The 16,578-nt window shown below is 70.6% G+C and carries 11 protein-coding genes and 1 riboswitch; of the genes, 5 read left to right on the top strand and 6 right to left on the bottom strand.

The annotated features are described in order from the left end of the window. Positions 1-10: 10 nt before the first annotated feature. From cobA to mqo, 6 genes are all read right to left on the bottom strand, one after another. Complete coding sequence (gene cobA / locus DEU38_RS07615) at positions 11-1,237, bottom strand: uroporphyrinogen-III C-methyltransferase (RefSeq protein ID WP_114720008.1); 1,227 nt, start codon at positions 1,235-1,237, stop codon at positions 11-13. Positions 1,238-1,284: 47 nt separating this feature from the next. Then, positions 1,285-1,656: a cobalamin biosynthesis protein gene (locus DEU38_RS07610; protein ID WP_114719661.1), complete on the bottom strand. Its 372-nt coding sequence runs from the start codon at positions 1,654-1,656 to the stop codon at positions 1,285-1,287. Then, complete coding sequence (locus DEU38_RS07605; RefSeq protein WP_397484423.1) at positions 1,649-3,055, bottom strand: cobyrinate a,c-diamide synthase; 1,407 nt, start codon at positions 3,053-3,055, stop codon at positions 1,649-1,651. The genes DEU38_RS07610 and DEU38_RS07605 overlap by 8 nt, the downstream gene beginning before the upstream one ends. Then, a complete protein-coding gene (gene cobO, locus DEU38_RS07600) occupies positions 3,052-3,666 on the bottom strand; it encodes a cob(I)yrinic acid a,c-diamide adenosyltransferase (RefSeq protein ID WP_114719657.1) in 615 nt (204 codons plus the stop codon). The genes DEU38_RS07605 and cobO overlap by 4 nt, the downstream gene beginning before the upstream one ends. Positions 3,667-3,703: 37 nt before the next feature. After that, positions 3,704-5,647, bottom strand: a complete 1,944-nt coding sequence (locus tag DEU38_RS07595) for a magnesium chelatase subunit D family protein (protein ID WP_258557698.1) — start codon at positions 5,645-5,647, stop codon at positions 3,704-3,706. Between the two features lie 60 nt (positions 5,648-5,707). After that, a riboswitch (cobalamin riboswitch) is annotated at positions 5,708-5,784 on the bottom strand. A gap of 145 nt (positions 5,785-5,929) precedes the next feature. After that, on the bottom strand, positions 5,930-7,468 hold the full coding sequence (gene mqo / locus DEU38_RS07590; RefSeq protein ID WP_181818698.1) for a malate dehydrogenase (quinone): 1,539 nt from the start codon (positions 7,466-7,468) through the stop codon (positions 5,930-5,932). 224 nt (positions 7,469-7,692) lie between these two features. Here mqo and DEU38_RS07585 point away from each other — a divergent pair, with 224 nt between their 5' ends. The 5 genes from DEU38_RS07585 to DEU38_RS07565 all read left to right on the top strand — a co-directional run bounded on the left by DEU38_RS07585 (position 7,693) and on the right by DEU38_RS07565 (position 16,561). Then, positions 7,693-8,712 (top strand): alpha/beta hydrolase, encoded by a 1,020-nt coding sequence (locus DEU38_RS07585; RefSeq protein ID WP_181818697.1) that lies wholly within the window; start codon positions 7,693-7,695, stop codon positions 8,710-8,712. After that, positions 8,709-10,103 carry a mycothione reductase gene (gene mtr / locus DEU38_RS07580; protein WP_114719651.1) on the top strand — a complete coding sequence of 465 codons (1,395 nt, stop codon included), beginning with the start codon at positions 8,709-8,711 and terminating at the stop codon, positions 10,101-10,103. The genes DEU38_RS07585 and mtr overlap by 4 nt, the downstream gene beginning before the upstream one ends. Positions 10,104-10,186: 83 nt before the next feature. Further along, positions 10,187-11,401, top strand: a complete 1,215-nt coding sequence (locus tag DEU38_RS07575; protein WP_114719649.1) for a lipase family protein — start codon at positions 10,187-10,189, stop codon at positions 11,399-11,401. 215 nt (positions 11,402-11,616) lie between these two features. Next, on the top strand, positions 11,617-13,062 hold the full coding sequence (locus DEU38_RS07570) for an MFS transporter (RefSeq protein ID WP_114719647.1): 1,446 nt from the start codon (positions 11,617-11,619) through the stop codon (positions 13,060-13,062). A 73-nt stretch (positions 13,063-13,135) separates the two neighbouring features. After that, a complete protein-coding gene (locus tag DEU38_RS07565) occupies positions 13,136-16,561 on the top strand; it encodes a BTAD domain-containing putative transcriptional regulator (protein WP_114719645.1) in 3,426 nt (1,141 codons plus the stop codon). Positions 16,562-16,578 lie beyond the last annotated feature (17 nt).

The following is a 16,578-nucleotide window of genomic DNA, read 5'->3' as shown; positions in this document are numbered from 1 at the left end:
AGAGTTCACGTTACCGAGCGTCGGCGGAAAACCCGGCCACAGTGCCGATGACCACGATCGCAGGCGGGCGGATGTTCTCCTCCCGGACACGCGCCGCGACGGTCGCGAGGTCGGCGCGCAGCACCCGCTGGGTGCGCAGCGTGCCCTCCTGGATGACGGTGACCGGGGTGTCGGCGGGCCGGCCGCCGGCGACCAGGACGGTCGCGAACTGTTCGATCCGCTCGACCGCCATGAGCAGCACGATCGTGCCGCGCAGCTTCGCGAGCGCGGACCAGTCGACGAGCGAATCCGGATGGTCGGGCGCGACGTGTCCACTGACGACGACGAACTCGTGTGTGACGCCGCGGTGTGTGACGGGGATCCCGGCCGCCGACGGCACCGAGATGGCGCTCGTGATGCCGGGGACGACGGTTACCGGGACACCCGCGGCCGCGCACGCCTCGAGTTCCTCGTAGCCGCGGCCGAACACGTACGGGTCGCCGCCCTTGAGCCGGACCACGAACTTGCCGGCCTTCGCGCCCTCGATCAGGGCGGCGTTGATCGCCTCCTGCGCCATGGCGCGGCCGTACGGGATCTTCGCGGCGTCGATCACCTCGACGTGCGGACCGAGTTCGGCCAGCAACTCCGGCGGGGCGAGGCGGTCGGCGACGACGACGTCGGCACGGGCGAGCAGCCGTCGGCCACGCACGGTGATGAGGTCCGGGTCGCCCGGTCCCCCACCGACCAGCGCGACGCCGGGTGCGGGCGCCTCGTCGGTGTCGGAGACGGCGCCGGACTGCAGTGCCTCGAGCAGCGCCGTCCGCACGGCCGCGGAACGCCGGTGCGCGCCGCCGGCGAGGACGCCGATGCTCAGGCCGTCGAACATTCCCGTCGCCGGGGTCACGGCCGTGCCCTCGCGGGCACTGTCGGCGCGCACGCAGAACACGCGGCGGCGCTCGGCCTCCGCGACGATCGCGGCGTTGGTCTCGGGCTCGTCGGTGCACGCGATGGCGTACCAGGCGCCGTCGAGGTCGCCGTCGACGTAGTCGCGCAGTTCGAGCGTGATCTGCCCAGCGGTGGCCATGCCCTCCACCGCGGGGGTGACCGCGCGGCTGATGAGGTGCACTCGGGCCCCGGACGCGATCAGCAGACCGAGGCGGCGCTGCGCGACGGTGCCGCCCCCGACCACCACGACACGACGGTCCGTCAGGTTGAGTCCGACCAGGTAGCTGGTCTCGTCACCGGCGGCAGCAGACACTGCGTACTCCCTGTTCTCGAATTGCGGATTGTTGTTCATACGACAGATCACGAAACACTACGGGCAGCTGCGACAGTGACGCCATTCGTGACCCGCTTCGACACGACCAGGCGACCGCCGTCCGCGGCGAGGACGGCGGCAGCCTCGGCGACGCTCGGCGTCCCCACCGCCCCGGCCACAGCGTCCGCCGGATTCGGCACCGGAACCGCGGCGAGCCGATCGGCGGTGTACCCGACGAGCGTCGCGCCGAGGACCTCTGCGGCGTCCACGAAAGGGTCGGCTGTCACCTTCCGGTCGAGCGTGGCCAGCCTGCGCACCGGTTCGTCACCGCACACGTCCAGGACGGCGGCGACGATGTCCGCCGCCCCCACCCGGCTGCCCGCGCCGACCCCGACGCACCACCCGGCCCGGTCAGCCACGGGCGGCCTCGACGAATCGGCGCACGGACTCCGGGTTCCCGGCGGGATGGGTGTGCAGGTACGACGCGTGCACCGTGCCGGCGGAGCCTCCGGGTCCGGCGGGCCCGCCGACGAACCCTTCGCGGGTGGCGCCGGCGTCCCACGCGCGCCACCCCCACGCCGGGCCCGTTCCGTCGGCGGTGTCGGTCGTGAGCGACGTGCGGTGGAACTCGTGGCCCGTCACCCGCGTGCCGGCGGCGAACAGTGTCGACTCGGTGAGCGCGACGGCATCGCGGTATCCGAGGGTGAGCCGGGAGCCGAACCGCGCGTCGACGTCGACCACTCCGGCCATCGGATGCCCGTCGAGGCTACGGGCCAGGTACAGCAGCCCCGCGCACTCGGCGTGGATCGGTGCGCCGTCCGCGGCCAGCTGCCGAACCTGCTGCAGCAGTGCAGCATTCGACGACAGCGCCACGGCATGTTCCTCGGGGAATCCGCCGGGCAGCACCAGACCGGTTGCACCGGAGGGCAGTTCGTCGAGCAGCGGATCGAAGGTGACGACGTCGGCGCCCGCCGCCGTGAGCAGTTCGCGGTGCTCGGCGTAGCCGAAGGTGAACGCGACACCGCCGGCCAGCGCGATCACCGGCCGCGTGCCGGGGGCCACCGGACCGACCTCGCTCGCCGGGTCCCAGGTGGGCGTGTCGACCGACGAGCGCGCGAGCGATCGGATGGCGATCAGGTCCAGGTGCGCCGCCGCCAGTTCCGTCATCGCGGCGACGGCGTCCAGCGCCGCCCTGCCGTGTTCCACGGCCGGGACCAGCCCGAGATGGCGCGACGGCACCTCGAGTTCCGCCAGCCGGGGCACCGACCCGAGGACCGGCAGGCCCACTCGCTCGCACGCCTGCCGCAGCACCTGCTCGTGCCGGGCGCTGCCGACCCGGTTGAGGATCACCCCGCCGATCCGGACCGCCGAGTCGTACGTCGAGAAGCCGTGCAGGACGGCGGCGAGGCTCTGGCTGTGTCCGCGGGCGTCGATCACCAGCACGACGGGCGCGCCCAGCGCGGCGGCCACCTGCGCGGTGGACCCCTCCGCCGACGGTTCCGACGATCCGGGGTCGATCTTGCCGTCGAACAGGCCCATCACGCCCTCGACGACGGCGATGTCGCAGTCGGCGCTGCCGTGCCGGAACAGCGGCCCGATCCGGTCGGCGCCGACCAGGACCGGGTCGAGGTTTCGGCCGGGCCGTCCCGCGGCGAGCGCGTGGTAGCCGGGATCGATGTAGTCGGGGCCCACCTTGAACGGAGCCACCCGGTCCCCGGCGGCCCGCAGCGCCCCGACCAGTCCGGTCGCGACGGTCGTCTTGCCGCTGCCGGACGCCGGTGCCGCGATGACGACGGCGGGGGTGCTGGGGGTGATCACCACTCGATGCCGCGCTGGCCCTTGCGGCCGGCGTCCATGGGGTGCTTGATCTTGGTCATCTCGGTGACCAGGTCGGCCGCGTCGATCAGGGCCTGCGGGGCGTCCCGGCCGGTGATCACGACGTGCTGGTTGCCGGGCCGGTTGCGCAACACCTCGACCACCTCGTCGACGTCCACCCAGCCCCACTTGAGCGGGTAGGTGAACTCGTCGAGCACGTAGAAGCGGTGTGTCTCGGCCGCGAGCCGACGGGCGATCTCCTGCCAACCCTCGGCCGCGGCGGCCGCGTGGTCCTCCTCGGAACCCTGCTTGCGGGTCCACGACCAGCCCTCGCCCATCTTGTGCCACTGCACGGCGCCGCCGACACCGCTGCTCTCGTGCAGTTCGCCGAGCGCCCGGAAGGCAGCCTCCTCGCCCACCTTCCACTTCGCGCTCTTGACGAACTGGAACACACCGACGTCGAAGCCCTGGTTCCAGGCGCGCAGCGCCATGCCGAAGGCGGCGGTGGATTTCCCCTTGCCGGGTCCGGTGTGCACGGCGAGCACCGGCTGGTTGCGGCGCTGACGGGTGGTGAGCCCGTCCACGGGCACGTTCTCGGGTACGCCCTTGGGCATGTGCAGTCCCTTCCTCGGACTCGGATGTTCGGGCGGGTCAGGCGGCGGCGCGGACGACACCGGCGACCTGCTGCGCCGACAGCTCCGCGAGCCGCACGTAGCCGCCACGCAGGTCACGGGCCAGTTCGGCGGCCAGGCCGAGCCGGACCATTCCTGTCTCGCAGTCCACGACGATCGAGGCGGCGCCGGTGTCCGCAAGCATCGCGGCGGCGCGCTTGGCCCGCGACACGGCGTCCGGCCCGCCGGTGGCGCGGCCGTCGGTCAGGGACACCACCAGCGCGCGGCGGCGCGGATCGCGGACCCGTTCCCGCAACACGACGTCGCGGGCACTCAGGAAGCCTTCCGCCAGTGGGGTTCTGCCGCCGGTCTTCATCGACCGCAGACGCCGCACCGCGACGTCCACCGACGACGTGGGCGGCAAGACCAGCTCCGCGTCGCGGCCGCGGACGGTGATCACTGAGACCTTGTCGCGCCGCTGGTAGGCGTCGCGCAGCAACGACACCACCGCACCGGTGACCGCGGACAGGCGGTCCCGGGCGGCCATCGAGCCGGACGCGTCGACGACGAACAGCACCAGGTTGCCCTCGCGACCTTCCCGGATCGCTCCCCGAATGTCACTGGGCGCCAGCCGCATCGGACCGTCGCACCGCCCGCGGTCCGCCTGGTGTTCGGCGGCGGCGAACAGCGTCCCCACCAGGTGCAGGCCGTGACCGGACTCGGTCGTCGTCCGGACGGTGCGGCCCCGGGTCGAGCGGGAACGGGACCGCCGGCCGGGGGCGCCGTCGCCGACGCCGGGAATCTCGAGCATGCGGGTCCGGAACTGCGGGCCGGGGGTGCCGGCGTTGCGACCGGTCCCCGGTCCGGATCCCGGAGCGGGCGAATCCTGTTCGCGTGATTCCCCTTCGGATTCGCCGGACGGCGACTGCGGCGCCGGATCCGACGGGGACTCGCCGCCGCCGGGCCCGTCCGGATCGGGATCGGGGTCGGGGTCGGGCTCGTCGTGCGCCTTGACGTCGGCGTCGGCCTGCGTCATCGCGTCGTCGAGCTGCTGTTGGTCGAGGCCCGGCTCGTCGAAGGGGTCGCGCCGACGACGGTGCGGCAGAACGAGTTCCGCGGCCACGCGCACGTCCTCCTCGGCGACAGCGTCCGCGCCCCGCCAGGCGGCATGAGCGGTGGCGGTGCGTGCGAGGACCAGATCGGCTCGCATTCCGTCGACGTCGAACGACGCGCACAGCGACGCGATCCGACGCAGTTCTCCGTCGGACAGCTCGATGTCGTCGATGCGAGCGCGGGCCGCGGCGATCTGCCGGGCCAGCTCCGCGTCCTGCTCGGCGTAGCGGGCGGCGAAGGCGTCGGGGTCGCGCTCGTAGTCGAGGCGGCGGCGCACCACGTCCATGCGCACGTCGACGTCCCGGGACGCGGCCACGTCCACTGCGAGGCCGAACCGGTCCAGCAGCTGCGGGCGCAGCTCCCCCTCCTCGGGGTTCATGGTGCCGACGAGCACGAACTTGGCCGGGTGCGAGTGCGAGACGCCGTCGCGTTCGATGTGGACACGGCCCATCGCAGCGGCGTCGAGCAGCACGTCCACCAGGTGGTCGTGCAGGAGGTTGACCTCGTCGACGTACAGCACGCCCTGGTGCGCGTCGGCCAGCAGTCCTGGCTGGAAGGCGCGCTCGCCGTCGCGGAGCACCTTCTCGAGATCGAGCGATCCGACGACGCGGTCCTCGGTGGCACCGACCGGGAGCTCGACGAGGCGTGCCCGGCGGCGCTCCCCCACCTGCTCGATCTCGGGCAGCAGCGCCGTGAGCGCGCGCACAACGGTCGACTTCGCGGTGCCCTTCTCCCCGCGGACCAGCACCCCGCCGACGCCGGGGTGGACGGCGCACAGGATCAGCGCCAGGCGCAGCCGGTCCTGTCCGACGACGGCACTGAACGGGAAGCCGGCAGGCTCGTGAGCGGCCAGGTCATGACTGTGACGCAACGATCGAATCCCTTCACGTCTCGGTTTCCTCGCCGAGAGCTTGGCGGTGCGAAACGTTGCGGCATTCTGGCTTCGGGTGGTTCGGATCGAACACCGTCACAGTGGCGGGACCGCGCCTGATTCTCACAGGACTTCCCCGCAGACGTTTCTCAGCAGCACACTACCGTGCGGACCCCGGTGGCACGTCGCCGCACACCTGCGGGCGACACACAGCCGCACACCTGAGGTCGACACACAGCCGCGGCCCGGAGTTGCCTCCGGGCCGCGGTGGGTGAGCGATCGTCAGACGGACGCGGATTCGACGACCGGAGCCGCCTGAGCCGGGACGGAGTCGGACGCGCCGCCGAGCTGCAGCGAGCGGGTGCTCCAGTCCCAGACCTGCTGGAACAGGTCCACGTTGTCGGACAGCTTCTGGCCCAGCGACGGGACCATCTGCTGCAGCGTCGGCTTCCACGCCTCGAACTCGCGCGGGAAGCAGCGCTGCAGGACGTCGAGCATGGCCGGAACGGCGGTGGACGCGCCGGGCGAGGCACCGAGCAGGCCGGCGATGGTGCCGTCCTCGGCGTTGACGACGGCGGTGCCGAACTCGAGGACGCCGCCCTTGCCCTTCTTGCGGATCACCTGGACGCGCTGGCCGGCGGTGATGAGCTCCCAGTCCTTGCCGATGGCCTTCGGCACGAACTCGCCGAGGGTGCCGATCCGGTCGGCGGGCGACTGCATGAGCTCACCGATGAGGTACTTGGTGAGGCTCATCTCGGTGAGACCGACACCGAGCATCGACATCAGGTTGTTGGGCTTGACCGAGCCGGGCAGGTCGGTGATCTTGCCCTGCTTGAGGAACTTGGGCGACCAGCCGGCGTAGGGGCCGAACAGCAGACCCGGCTTGCCGTTGATGACGCGGGTGTCGAGGTGCGGCACCGACATCGGAGGGGCACCGACAGCCGCCTTGCCGTACACCTTGGCCCGGTGCTGGTCGATCAGCTCGGGGTTGGTGCAGCGCAGGAACTGGCCGCTGACCGGGAAGCCACCGAAGCCCTTGGCCTCCTTGATGCCCGACTTCTGCAGCAGGTGCAGAGCGCCGCCGCCGGCGCCGACGAACACGAACTTGGCGTTGACGGTCTTCTTGGCGCGGGTGCGCAGGTTCTCGACCTTGACGATCCAGCTGCCGTCGGACTGCTTGGTGAGGTTGCGGACCTCGTGACCGAAGTGGACGGTGCCACCCGAGGACGCGACGTGGTTGAGCAGCTGCTTGGTGAGCGCGCCGAAGTCGACGTCGGTACCGGACTCGGTCCAGTTCAGTGCGACCGGATCGGAGAAGTCGCGGCCCTTGGCCATCAGCGGCAGGCGCTCGGTGAAGAAGTCCTCGGACTCGGAGTACTCCATACCGGCGAACAAGGGATGGCTCGCCAGTGCCTCATAGCGCGCACGCAGGTACTTCACGTTGTCCGCGCCGTGCACGAAGCTCACGTGCGGGATCGGGTTGATGAACTCCTTGGGATCGGTGAGGATCCCGTTGTCCACGGCGTACGACCAGAACTGGCGGGAGACCTGGAACTGCTCGTTGACGTTGATCGCCTTGGTGATGTCGACGGTGCCGTCGGACTTCGCAGGCGTGTAGTTGAGCTCACACAGTGCGGAGTGGCCGGTACCCGCGTTGTTCCACGGGTCGCTGCTCTCGGCGGCAGCGGCGTCGAGTCGTTCGAAGGTGGTGATCGACCAGTCCGGCTGCACCTGACGCAGGATCGCGCCGAGCGTCGCGCTCATGATGCCCGCACCCACGAGCACTACATCGGTCTTCACCACTACGTTCTGCTCTGACACTGGAGAATCGACTTCCTTGTCTGTTCACACGCGACCTGTTCGCACGCATCGCCGGCGCAGAATCCTCGTTGTCACCGGAGTTCCGAAACCGACGACCGAATCCACTGAAGGCATCGCGTGCACAGACCGCAATTCGCGCGCCTGTGGCGCTTAGGTTACCTGTGCGTCACCTCCCCCAATTGTGCCCCTCGCAAACGACTCTGTTCGCCCAATAGAGTGTGATCGTGACTACTTGGGCTCCCGACGTCCTCGGCGACGGATACCAGCAGCTGACAATCCCTTTGGGGACCGATCCCGACGGAGAGGGAGACGTCGAGGCCACCCTGGTCCGCTACCAGCCCTCGTCCACACCCGCGAACCGGGCCGTGCTGTACGTCCACGGGTTCACCGACTACTTCTTCCAGCAGCATCTCGCCGAACATTTCGCCGAGCAGGGATTCTCGTTTTTCGCGCTCGACCTGCGTAAATGCGGACGGTCACGGCGGCCGGGACAGACGCCGCACTTCGTGACCGATCTGCGGATGTACGACGACGAGCTGAACCAGGCCCTCCGCCTGGTGCGCGAGCAGATCGGCGGCGGCCAGGTCCTGCTCGTCGCGCACTCGACGGGCGGGCTGATCCTGCCGCTGTGGCTCGATCGGCTCGAGCGCAAGCCGGGCGGTTCCGCCGGCGCCGGTGTGGCGGGTCTCATCCTCAACAGCCCGTGGTTCGACCTGCAGGGCCCGGCCCTGCTGCGCGCCGCAGGCACGACCGCGGCCATCGACGCACTCGGCCGGGTGTCGAGCAAGACCCCGATCCCCGGGCAGAAGCTCGACACGTACGGCTCGAGCCTGCACGTCAGCTCCAACGGGCCGTGGGAGTACAACCTCGACTGGAAGCCGCTGACCGGGTTCCCGGTGAGGTTCGGCTGGCTGCGCGCGATCCGGCGCGGACACGCCCACCTGCACCGCGGCCTCGACATCGGGGTGCCGTCGCTGATCCTGCGCTCGAAGAACACCGTCTTCGCGTCCCGCTACAACCCCACCGTCGACGCCGCCGACGCCGTGCTCGACGTCGACCAGATCGCCAAGTGGGCGGGCTGCCTCGGCAACCGCACCACGATCGTGCCGATCGACGGCGCCCGCCACGACGTGTTCCTGTCCACCGAGAAGCCGCTCGCGGCCGCGTTCACCGAGGTGGATCTGTGGCTGGACTGGCTCGACGCCCATCACCTGTCCGATCGAGAGTCCGGAGCCCCCGCGTGAATCACCCCGATACGACCCACTTCGACCTCGCGATCATCGGGACCGGATCGGGCAACTCGATCCTCGACCAGCGCTACGACGGGATGAAGGTCGCGATCCTCGAGGAAGGTACGTTCGGCGGCACGTGCCTCAACGTGGGCTGCATCCCCACCAAGATGTACGTCTACGCGGCCGAGGTGGCCCGCACGATCACCGAGTCGTCCAAGCTGGGGATCGACGCCACCCTCGATGACGTGCGCTGGCACGACATCGTCAAGCGCGTGTTCGGCCGGATCGATCCGATCGCGGCCGGCGGCGAGCGGTACCGCACCGAGGACTGCGCGAACGTGACGGTCTTCCGCGGGCACGCCAGGTTTGTCGGCCCCCGCACCATCGACACCGGCACGGGCGAGGTCATCACCGCCGACCAGGTGGTGATCGCGGCCGGTTCGCGGCCGATGATCCCGCAGGAGATCCTCGAAGGCGGCGTCCGCTTCCACACCAACGACGACATCATGCGGCTACCCGAACTGCCGGAGCGCCTGGTGATCCTCGGATCCGGCTTCATCGCTGCGGAGTTCGCGCACGTGTTCTCGGCGCTCGGCGTCCAGGTGTCGATCATCGGCCGCAGCGAGCGACTGCTGCGTCACCTGGACCGGGACGTCTCCGAGTGGTTCACCGAACTGGCGCACCGCAAGTGGGACGTCCACCTGAGCAACCCGATGGTCGCCGCGCGCCCTGCCGGCAACGGCATCGAGATCGAACTGTCCGACGGCACCGTCGTCGCCGGCGACGAGTTGCTGGTCGCGGTCGGCCGCACCCCCAACGGGGACCGGCTCGACGCGTCGCACGGCGGAGTTGCCGTCGAAGAGACCGGGCGGGTCATCGTCGACGAGTTCCAGCGCACCACCGCGGAGGGCGTGTTCGCGCTCGGCGACGTGTCGTCGCCGTACCAGCTCAAGCACGTCGCGAACCACGAGATGCGCGTCGTCCAGCACAACCTGCTCCACGATGCCTGGAACAGCTCCACCGCCGGGCTGCGGCGCACCGACCACCGGTTCGTCCCGGCGGCGGTGTTCACCGATCCGCAGATCGCGGACGTCGGCATGACCGAGGAGCAGGCCCGCGAGGCCGGCCTCGACATCACCGTCAAGGTGCAGAACTACGGCGATGTCGCATACGGCTGGGCGATGGAGGACGACGAGGGATTCTGCAAGGTCATCGCCGAGCGCGGCACCGGACGGCTGCTCGGTGCACACGTGATCGGCGCGCAGGCCCCGACCGTGATCCAGCCGCTGATCCAGGCCATGACCTTCGGCCTGTCGGCACAGGACATGGCCACCGGGCAGTACTGGATCCACCCGGCGATGCCGGAGGTGGTCGAGAACGCGCTACTCGGCCTGGAGATCTGAGGAAGGTCGCCCGCACGCCTTCCGTTGGGGTCGGTTCCGGCGAACCACCTCGACGAGTGATGGCGCTCAGCTAGATTCGGCGCATGACGGGTTCCGGGATCGGCCGCCGTATCGTCACCGCGATCGCTGTCGCACTGATCGCGGGCGCACCTCAAATCCTCGCTCCGGCCGCCCAGGCCGTCCCCGCCGTCACGCCGGCGCGCGACGATCCCGGGTCAGTCCTCGAGTCCGCCCCACTGCCCCAGTCGTTCTGGCTGCCGGGCACCGGCGCCGCCTACCGGATCACCTACCTGACCACGGGCCCCCGCGGCGACACGCCCTGCACCGGCATGGTGTTCGTCCCGGCCGGCCCGCCGCCGCCGGGCGGCTGGCCGGTCATCGCCTGGGCGCACGGAACCATCGGCGACTCCGACACCGATGCCCCGTCGGTCAACGGCGTCGACGCGGCCAGCAGTCGCTACGTGGCGAACTGGCTGGCCCGGGGGTACGCCGTCGCGGCCACCGATTACATCGGCCTGGGCACTCCCGGTGTCCCGCCCTATCTGGACGGGAAGTCCGCGGCGCACAGTGTCATCGATTCGGTGCGCGCGGCCCGCGCCGTCGACGACCGACTCTCGTCGCGGTGGGCGGTCGTCGGCCTGTCCGAGGGCGGGCAGGCGGCGGTGTTCACCGCGCACGCCGCCACCGAGTATGCGCCCGAACTGGATTACCGCGGCGCGGTCGCCGCCGGCGTGCCGTCGAACATCGAGACGATCGCCCCTCTGGCCGGACCGAACTTCCCGCCGCAGGGCCTCGCCGGGCTGACCAACTTCATGACGTTCGTGATCGCCGGATTCCGCGATACCCACCCCGAACTCGACGTGAACAGCTTCCTGACGCCGATCGGGCGCACGCTGGTCGACGCGGCGCCGGAGCTGCCATACCCGCAGTTCGCCCGACTTGCCGCGAATGTCTCTGTGGCCCAGATGCTCTCGCGGTCACTCAACGATCCGGCACTGCTGGCCGCGTTACGCGACTACCTGCAGGTGCCGACCTCCGGATTCGACCGGCCGCTGATGATCGCACAGGGCGCCACGGACCTGACCGTGCCGCTGCCGTTGACGGTCAAGCTGGTCGCGGACATGAACCTGGCCGGCACCCGACCGGACTTCAGGATCTATCCGGCCGACCACATCGGCAGCCTGTTCGCCAACGAGGCAGACGCGGTCACATTCGTCACGAAGGTGTTCGAGTGCGACCGCGGATCGGACGACCCCGGGTGCGAGCCGGCCTCCGCGGGTTCCATCGGGTCGAGCTGACCGCGGCGCCACCAGCGCGTCAGCGCACGGTGGTGGCCGTCGGACTCGGGTGGGGTGTTCTCGGGTGGGGCCCAACCGCGTTGGCGATCCCTTGGATCCGCATCACGGTTCTCGCGGGGCGACGGACTGTTCCAAGAGTTTCTCCTGACCTGTCCCAAGCGGGGAAGCGGAGGGTGTCCGAGGTACACCTTCCCTTCGGAGAGTCAGGACAGACCATGACCACACCGATCGTTCCGAGAAATGTCGCGACGCGACGAGCCACCCTGGTCGCGGTGTGCGTGACGACGGCGATGTTGATGCTCGACATCGCGGTCGTCAACACCGCCCTGCCATCTATCGCATCCGATCTGGAGCCGGGCGTCAGTGGCCTGCAGTGGGTAGTCGACGCCTACACCCTGGCGCTGGCCACGGTGGTCCTCAGCGCCGGATCCTGGGCGGACCGCCGCGGCCGACGGCACGTGTTCCTGATCGGCATCCTGTGGTTCACCGCGGCGTCGCTGCTGTGCGCGCTGGCACCGACCATCTGGGTTCTCGATCTCGCCCGCGCCGCACAGGGCGTCGGCGGAGCCGTACTCTTCGCGTGCTCACTGGCCCTGTTGGCGGATGTCTTCGAGAAGGGGCCGGCGCGCGCGTCTGCCCTGGCCGCCTACGGCGCCACCATCGGCGGCGCGTTCGCCATCGGCCCCCTCGTCGGCGGGCTGCTGACCGAGATGCTGGATTGGCGCGCAATCTTTCTGGTCAATGTGCCGATCGGCCTGATCACGCTCGCCGTCACCGTGCGCTGGGTTCCGGAGTCGCGCGATCCGCACCCGCGTGGGGGGGATGTGCCGGGACAGATCCTGGTGTCCACGGGCCTGGCGGCGCTGGTGTTCGGGTTGTTGCGAGGAAACGAGGCCGGCTGGTTGGAGCCGCATCCGGTGATCGCCCTCATCGTCGCAGCCGCCGCGCTGGTCGGGTTCGTCCAGCACGAACTCCGCACGAGCGAGCCCATGTTGCCCCCGCACCTGCTGGCCAACCGGGCCTTCGCCGGGGCGCAGATCGCGGCCTTCGCGATCTCCGCGTCGTTGTTCGCGGTGTTCGTCTACACCACGATCTACCTGCAGAATGTGCTGCACCTGTCGCCGGTCGAGGCCGGACTGGTGTACCTGCCGGCGACCGTCGCGATGTTCGTGGTCGCGGGCGCCACTGCGAAGTTCGACGGGCGTGTCCCGGTGTCCGTCTCCCTGACCTGCTCACTGCTGCTGGTGGCGGTCGGTCTGGTGATGATGACCGCCGTCGACGTCACCGGGTCCAAGTACGTGCTGCTCCCCGGGTTCGTCGTGGCCTGTGTCGGGGCCGGTGTGTTCAACCCGGTGATGAGCGGATTGGTGCTCGGCGAAAGTACGTCGGACCACTCCGGACTGGCTGCGGGCATCAACGATGCGTTCCGTCAGACCGGAATCGCGGTCGGCGTCGCCGGGCTCGGCGCGTTCCTGCCCGCACAGTCGATGCTGCCGGGTGGATCGCCGCATGAGTTCGTCGACGGCCTGCAGCAGGCCCTGCTGGTGGCCGCGTTCATCGCGGCGCTCGGGGCGCTGGTGTGCGCCGCCACGCTGCGCACGACCCGATCGGTTGACGAACCTGCTGAGGAAACGGGCGGGTCCGCACCCATGACCGTCTGACGATTTTGCCGGACAGCTGCCGAATCCGGTCCCTACACTTCAACGGTTGCTGTCCTTGTAAAAGGAGCCACGCATGATCTTTCGACTGCTGGGACCGCTCGAGGTGGTTCGACGCCCGGAGTCGGGCGGTGCGGTCGATCCGGGTGGCGCCGAGCGGGTGGTCGATCTGGGTCCGCGGAAGCAACGCGCGGTTCTGGCGGTCCTGCTGTTGCACCGGGGCCGCGTGGTCTCCACGGATCGGTTGATCGACGCGCTGTGGCAGGGCGATGCTCCGGCGAGTGCCATGGCGAGCATCCAGGCCTACATCTCCAACCTGCGCAGGGCGCTGCGCGGCGAGTCCGGGGGGACGTCCCCGATCGTGCGCCAGCCACCCGGGTACGTGCTCGACATCGCAGCCGAGGACGTGGACCTGTCCGCGTTCCTCGACGACGCCGAGTCCGCGCGCCGGCATGCGGACGCCGCGGAGTGGGAACTCGCACTGACGATGGCGGATCGGGGCCTGGCCTCGGTCCGGGGGCACCTGCTCGAGGACCTCAGCGACGAACCGTGGGTGGTGATGGAGGCCGCCGGTTTCGAGGAGGTCCGCACCGAGTGCCGCGAGACCCGGATCACGGCGCTCCTCGCGTTGGGGCGCCTGGCCCCGGCCCTCATCGAGGCGGCCCAACTGTGCAGCGAGTTTCCGTTCCGGGACCGCACCTGCTGGCTGCGCATGCTGGCCCTGCACCGGGCCGGTCGGTCCTCGGAGGCGTTGGAACAGTTCGGCATCCATGCGGCGAGGTTGGACACCGAGTTGGGGCTGCGGCCCGGGACCGAACTGGTCGCCCTGCAGGGTGCGATCCTGCGCCACGAGCCGGGCCTCGCGGCCTGGCCGCGCACCCCGGGATGGACTGGGGCGGAGCAGGTTCCAGCACCGGCGTCGGTGGTGACCGCGCCCGAGGCTCCCGACGCCGAGTCCGGGCGCGTGTTCGTAGGGAGCATGCCGGAAGCCGGGACGATCGACCAGATGCTCGACGACGTCCGCGGCGGTGCACCCCGCTGGCTGGTGCTGACCGGTCCGGCCGGGATAGGTAAGACCCGACTGGCGGAAGAATGCGACGCCCGGACGACGTCGATCGACGGTACGGCGGTGTGGGCGCGCTGCCTCGAGGACGACGGTGCGCCCGCGTGGTGGCCGATCCGGCGCCTGCTGCGGGAGTTGGGCGCCGACGCCGACGCCGTGCTGATTCCCCCGACCGACGTGGAACCGGACGAGGCGCGCTTCGCGGTGTACGAACGGGTGGCGGGCGTGATCGAGTCGGCCGCGTCCGGTGTGCCCGCGCTCACCGTGGTCGTCGACGACATCCAGTGGGCCGACCCGACCTCGCTGCGGTGCCTGATGTACCTGGTGGGCGCGCTGCACCGGGAACGCGTCTGGTTCGTGCTCACGCTGCGGGACTCGGAACTGACGCCCACCGTCCGAGCCTTCGTCGACGCGGTCCTGCACCGCGAGGGGAACCGGCACATCGTGGTGCCCGCGCTGGCGGAGACGGAGGTGGCGGCGCTGGCCAGTCACGTCTGCGGGGAGCGGCTCAGCGCGACCGAGGCGCGGGTGCTGGCCGAACGCACGGGCGGCAATCCGCTGTTCGTGTCCGAGTACGCCAGACTGCCGCGGGACGAACGCCTCGGCGGCGGGATCCCGATGGCCGTTCGATCGGTCCTGGGCCGACGGCTGACGGCCGTGGAACCGGCGGTGCTGCAGGTGCTTCGGGTGGCCGCGGTCATCGGCGACACCGTCGAGATGGACATCCTCGCCGCCGCGACCCGCCTCGACCTGGACACCCTGGCCGACTACATCGACGACGCGGCAGACGAACGGATCCTCGTCGCCGATCCGGGGATCGGGGGATACGCCTTTGCGCACGGCCTGCTGCGGGACGAGGTGCTCGCCGCGATCCCGGAACTGCGCCGCCAACGCATCCACGCCCGCATCGCCGAGGTGCTGGCGGACTCCTCCGACCCGGACCGCTCGAGCCGACGCGCACAACATTTGATGGCGGCCCTGCCGCTGGTCGATCCGCGCACCGTCCTCGACGCGTGCACCGACGCGGCCCGGGTGGCGACCGAGCGGTGGAGTTCGGAGACCGCGGCCCAGTGGTGGCAGGCCGCCGTGCAGGCGTTCGATCTGCTGCCGGGGTCGGAGCAGTCCGCCGACGACCGCGACGACCTGCTGGTGGCCCGGGTGGAGGCGCTCGCGCGGGCCGGACGGGGCCAGACGGTGCTCGACGTGGTGGACGCCGGCCTCCTCGACGCGGTCCGCGAGGGGCGGATGTCGGCGGCCGGACGGTTGGCCGCGGCGCTGCTCCGGGCCGCCGGTGCGTGGCCGTGGGTGTCCTACGGGGAGGACCCGGGCCCGCTGCTCGAGCGGCTCGCGGGCCTGGAGCCGTTCGTCGCGTCCGATCGGACCGCGCATGCGCGGGTGCTCGCGGCGCTGGCGGTGGGCAGTTGCTACCACCCCGACTCGTCCGTCCCCGACGCGATGAGCAGCACGGCGCTCACGATCGCCCGCGAGTTGGACGATCCGGACGTGATCGCCGACGCTCTGCTGGGCCGCATCCTCCTCTACTCCGGCGTGGCGACCCACAGCCACGAGTCGGTGCGGTTGATCGACGAGCTTTTCGCGCTGCCGCACCGGCAGTCCCGGTTCGACGATGTGATCGCGCACGCCGCGGCCAGCATGACGCAGATGAATCTGGCGGACGTCGATGCCGCCGTCGTGCACGTGCGGCACGGGATCACCGGCTGCGACCTGCTGCGGCTGCCGGTGTTGCGGGTCCAATTGCGGTGGATGGAGGCAACTCTGGCCGCCTGGCGCGGCGACTTCGAGGAGACGCGGCGGCAGTACGACACGGCCCGCCAGATCCACCTGCAGACCGAGTTGTACACCGCGGGCAGCGCCGACCTCGCCGCGCACACCCTGGAATGGGAACACGGCAGCCTCGGCGACGCGGATCCCGGCATCGTGGAGCCGGATTCGTGGAGCATCGCGATCGCCGGGGCGCGGGGCGACCGGGCGGTGGCGGTCGACGAGATCGCCCGGTGGTCAGCCAAGGGCGGTCCGTTCACCTGGACGACGTTGGGGCACCAGACGTTGATCGCCCGAGTGGTGGCCGATCTGGGGCTCGTCGAGTACGCCGAGATGTTCATCGACCTGCTCGCACCGTTCCACGACCGCATCGCCACGGTGGGCCAGGTGGGGGTGATCGGATCGGTGGCGGAGGTCGCTGCCCGCCTGCATGCGATGCTCGGCCGCACCGAGGCCGCGGTGGCGTTGCTCGCGCAGGCCGAGGACATCGCGACCCGGACGTCGAGCCCGCCGACCCTGCTGCGGTGCCGCCTGCTGCGGGCTCAACTCTGCGCGGCGTCGCCCGAGCGGGATCGGGCCATCGCCGAGATCGCGGATGAGGCCCAGCGTGTCGGGATGCTCGCGCTCGCCGCCTATGCGCGCTCGATAGCGGCCTGACCTGGCATAACGGTCTT

Source organism: Rhodococcus sp. AG1013 (assembly GCF_003350365.1).
In the GTDB taxonomy this organism is placed as follows: Bacteria; Actinomycetota; Actinomycetes; order Mycobacteriales; family Mycobacteriaceae; genus Prescottella.
The sequence above is the reverse complement of the archived record's forward strand: the minus strand, read 5'-3'. Positions and strand labels throughout refer to the sequence as shown.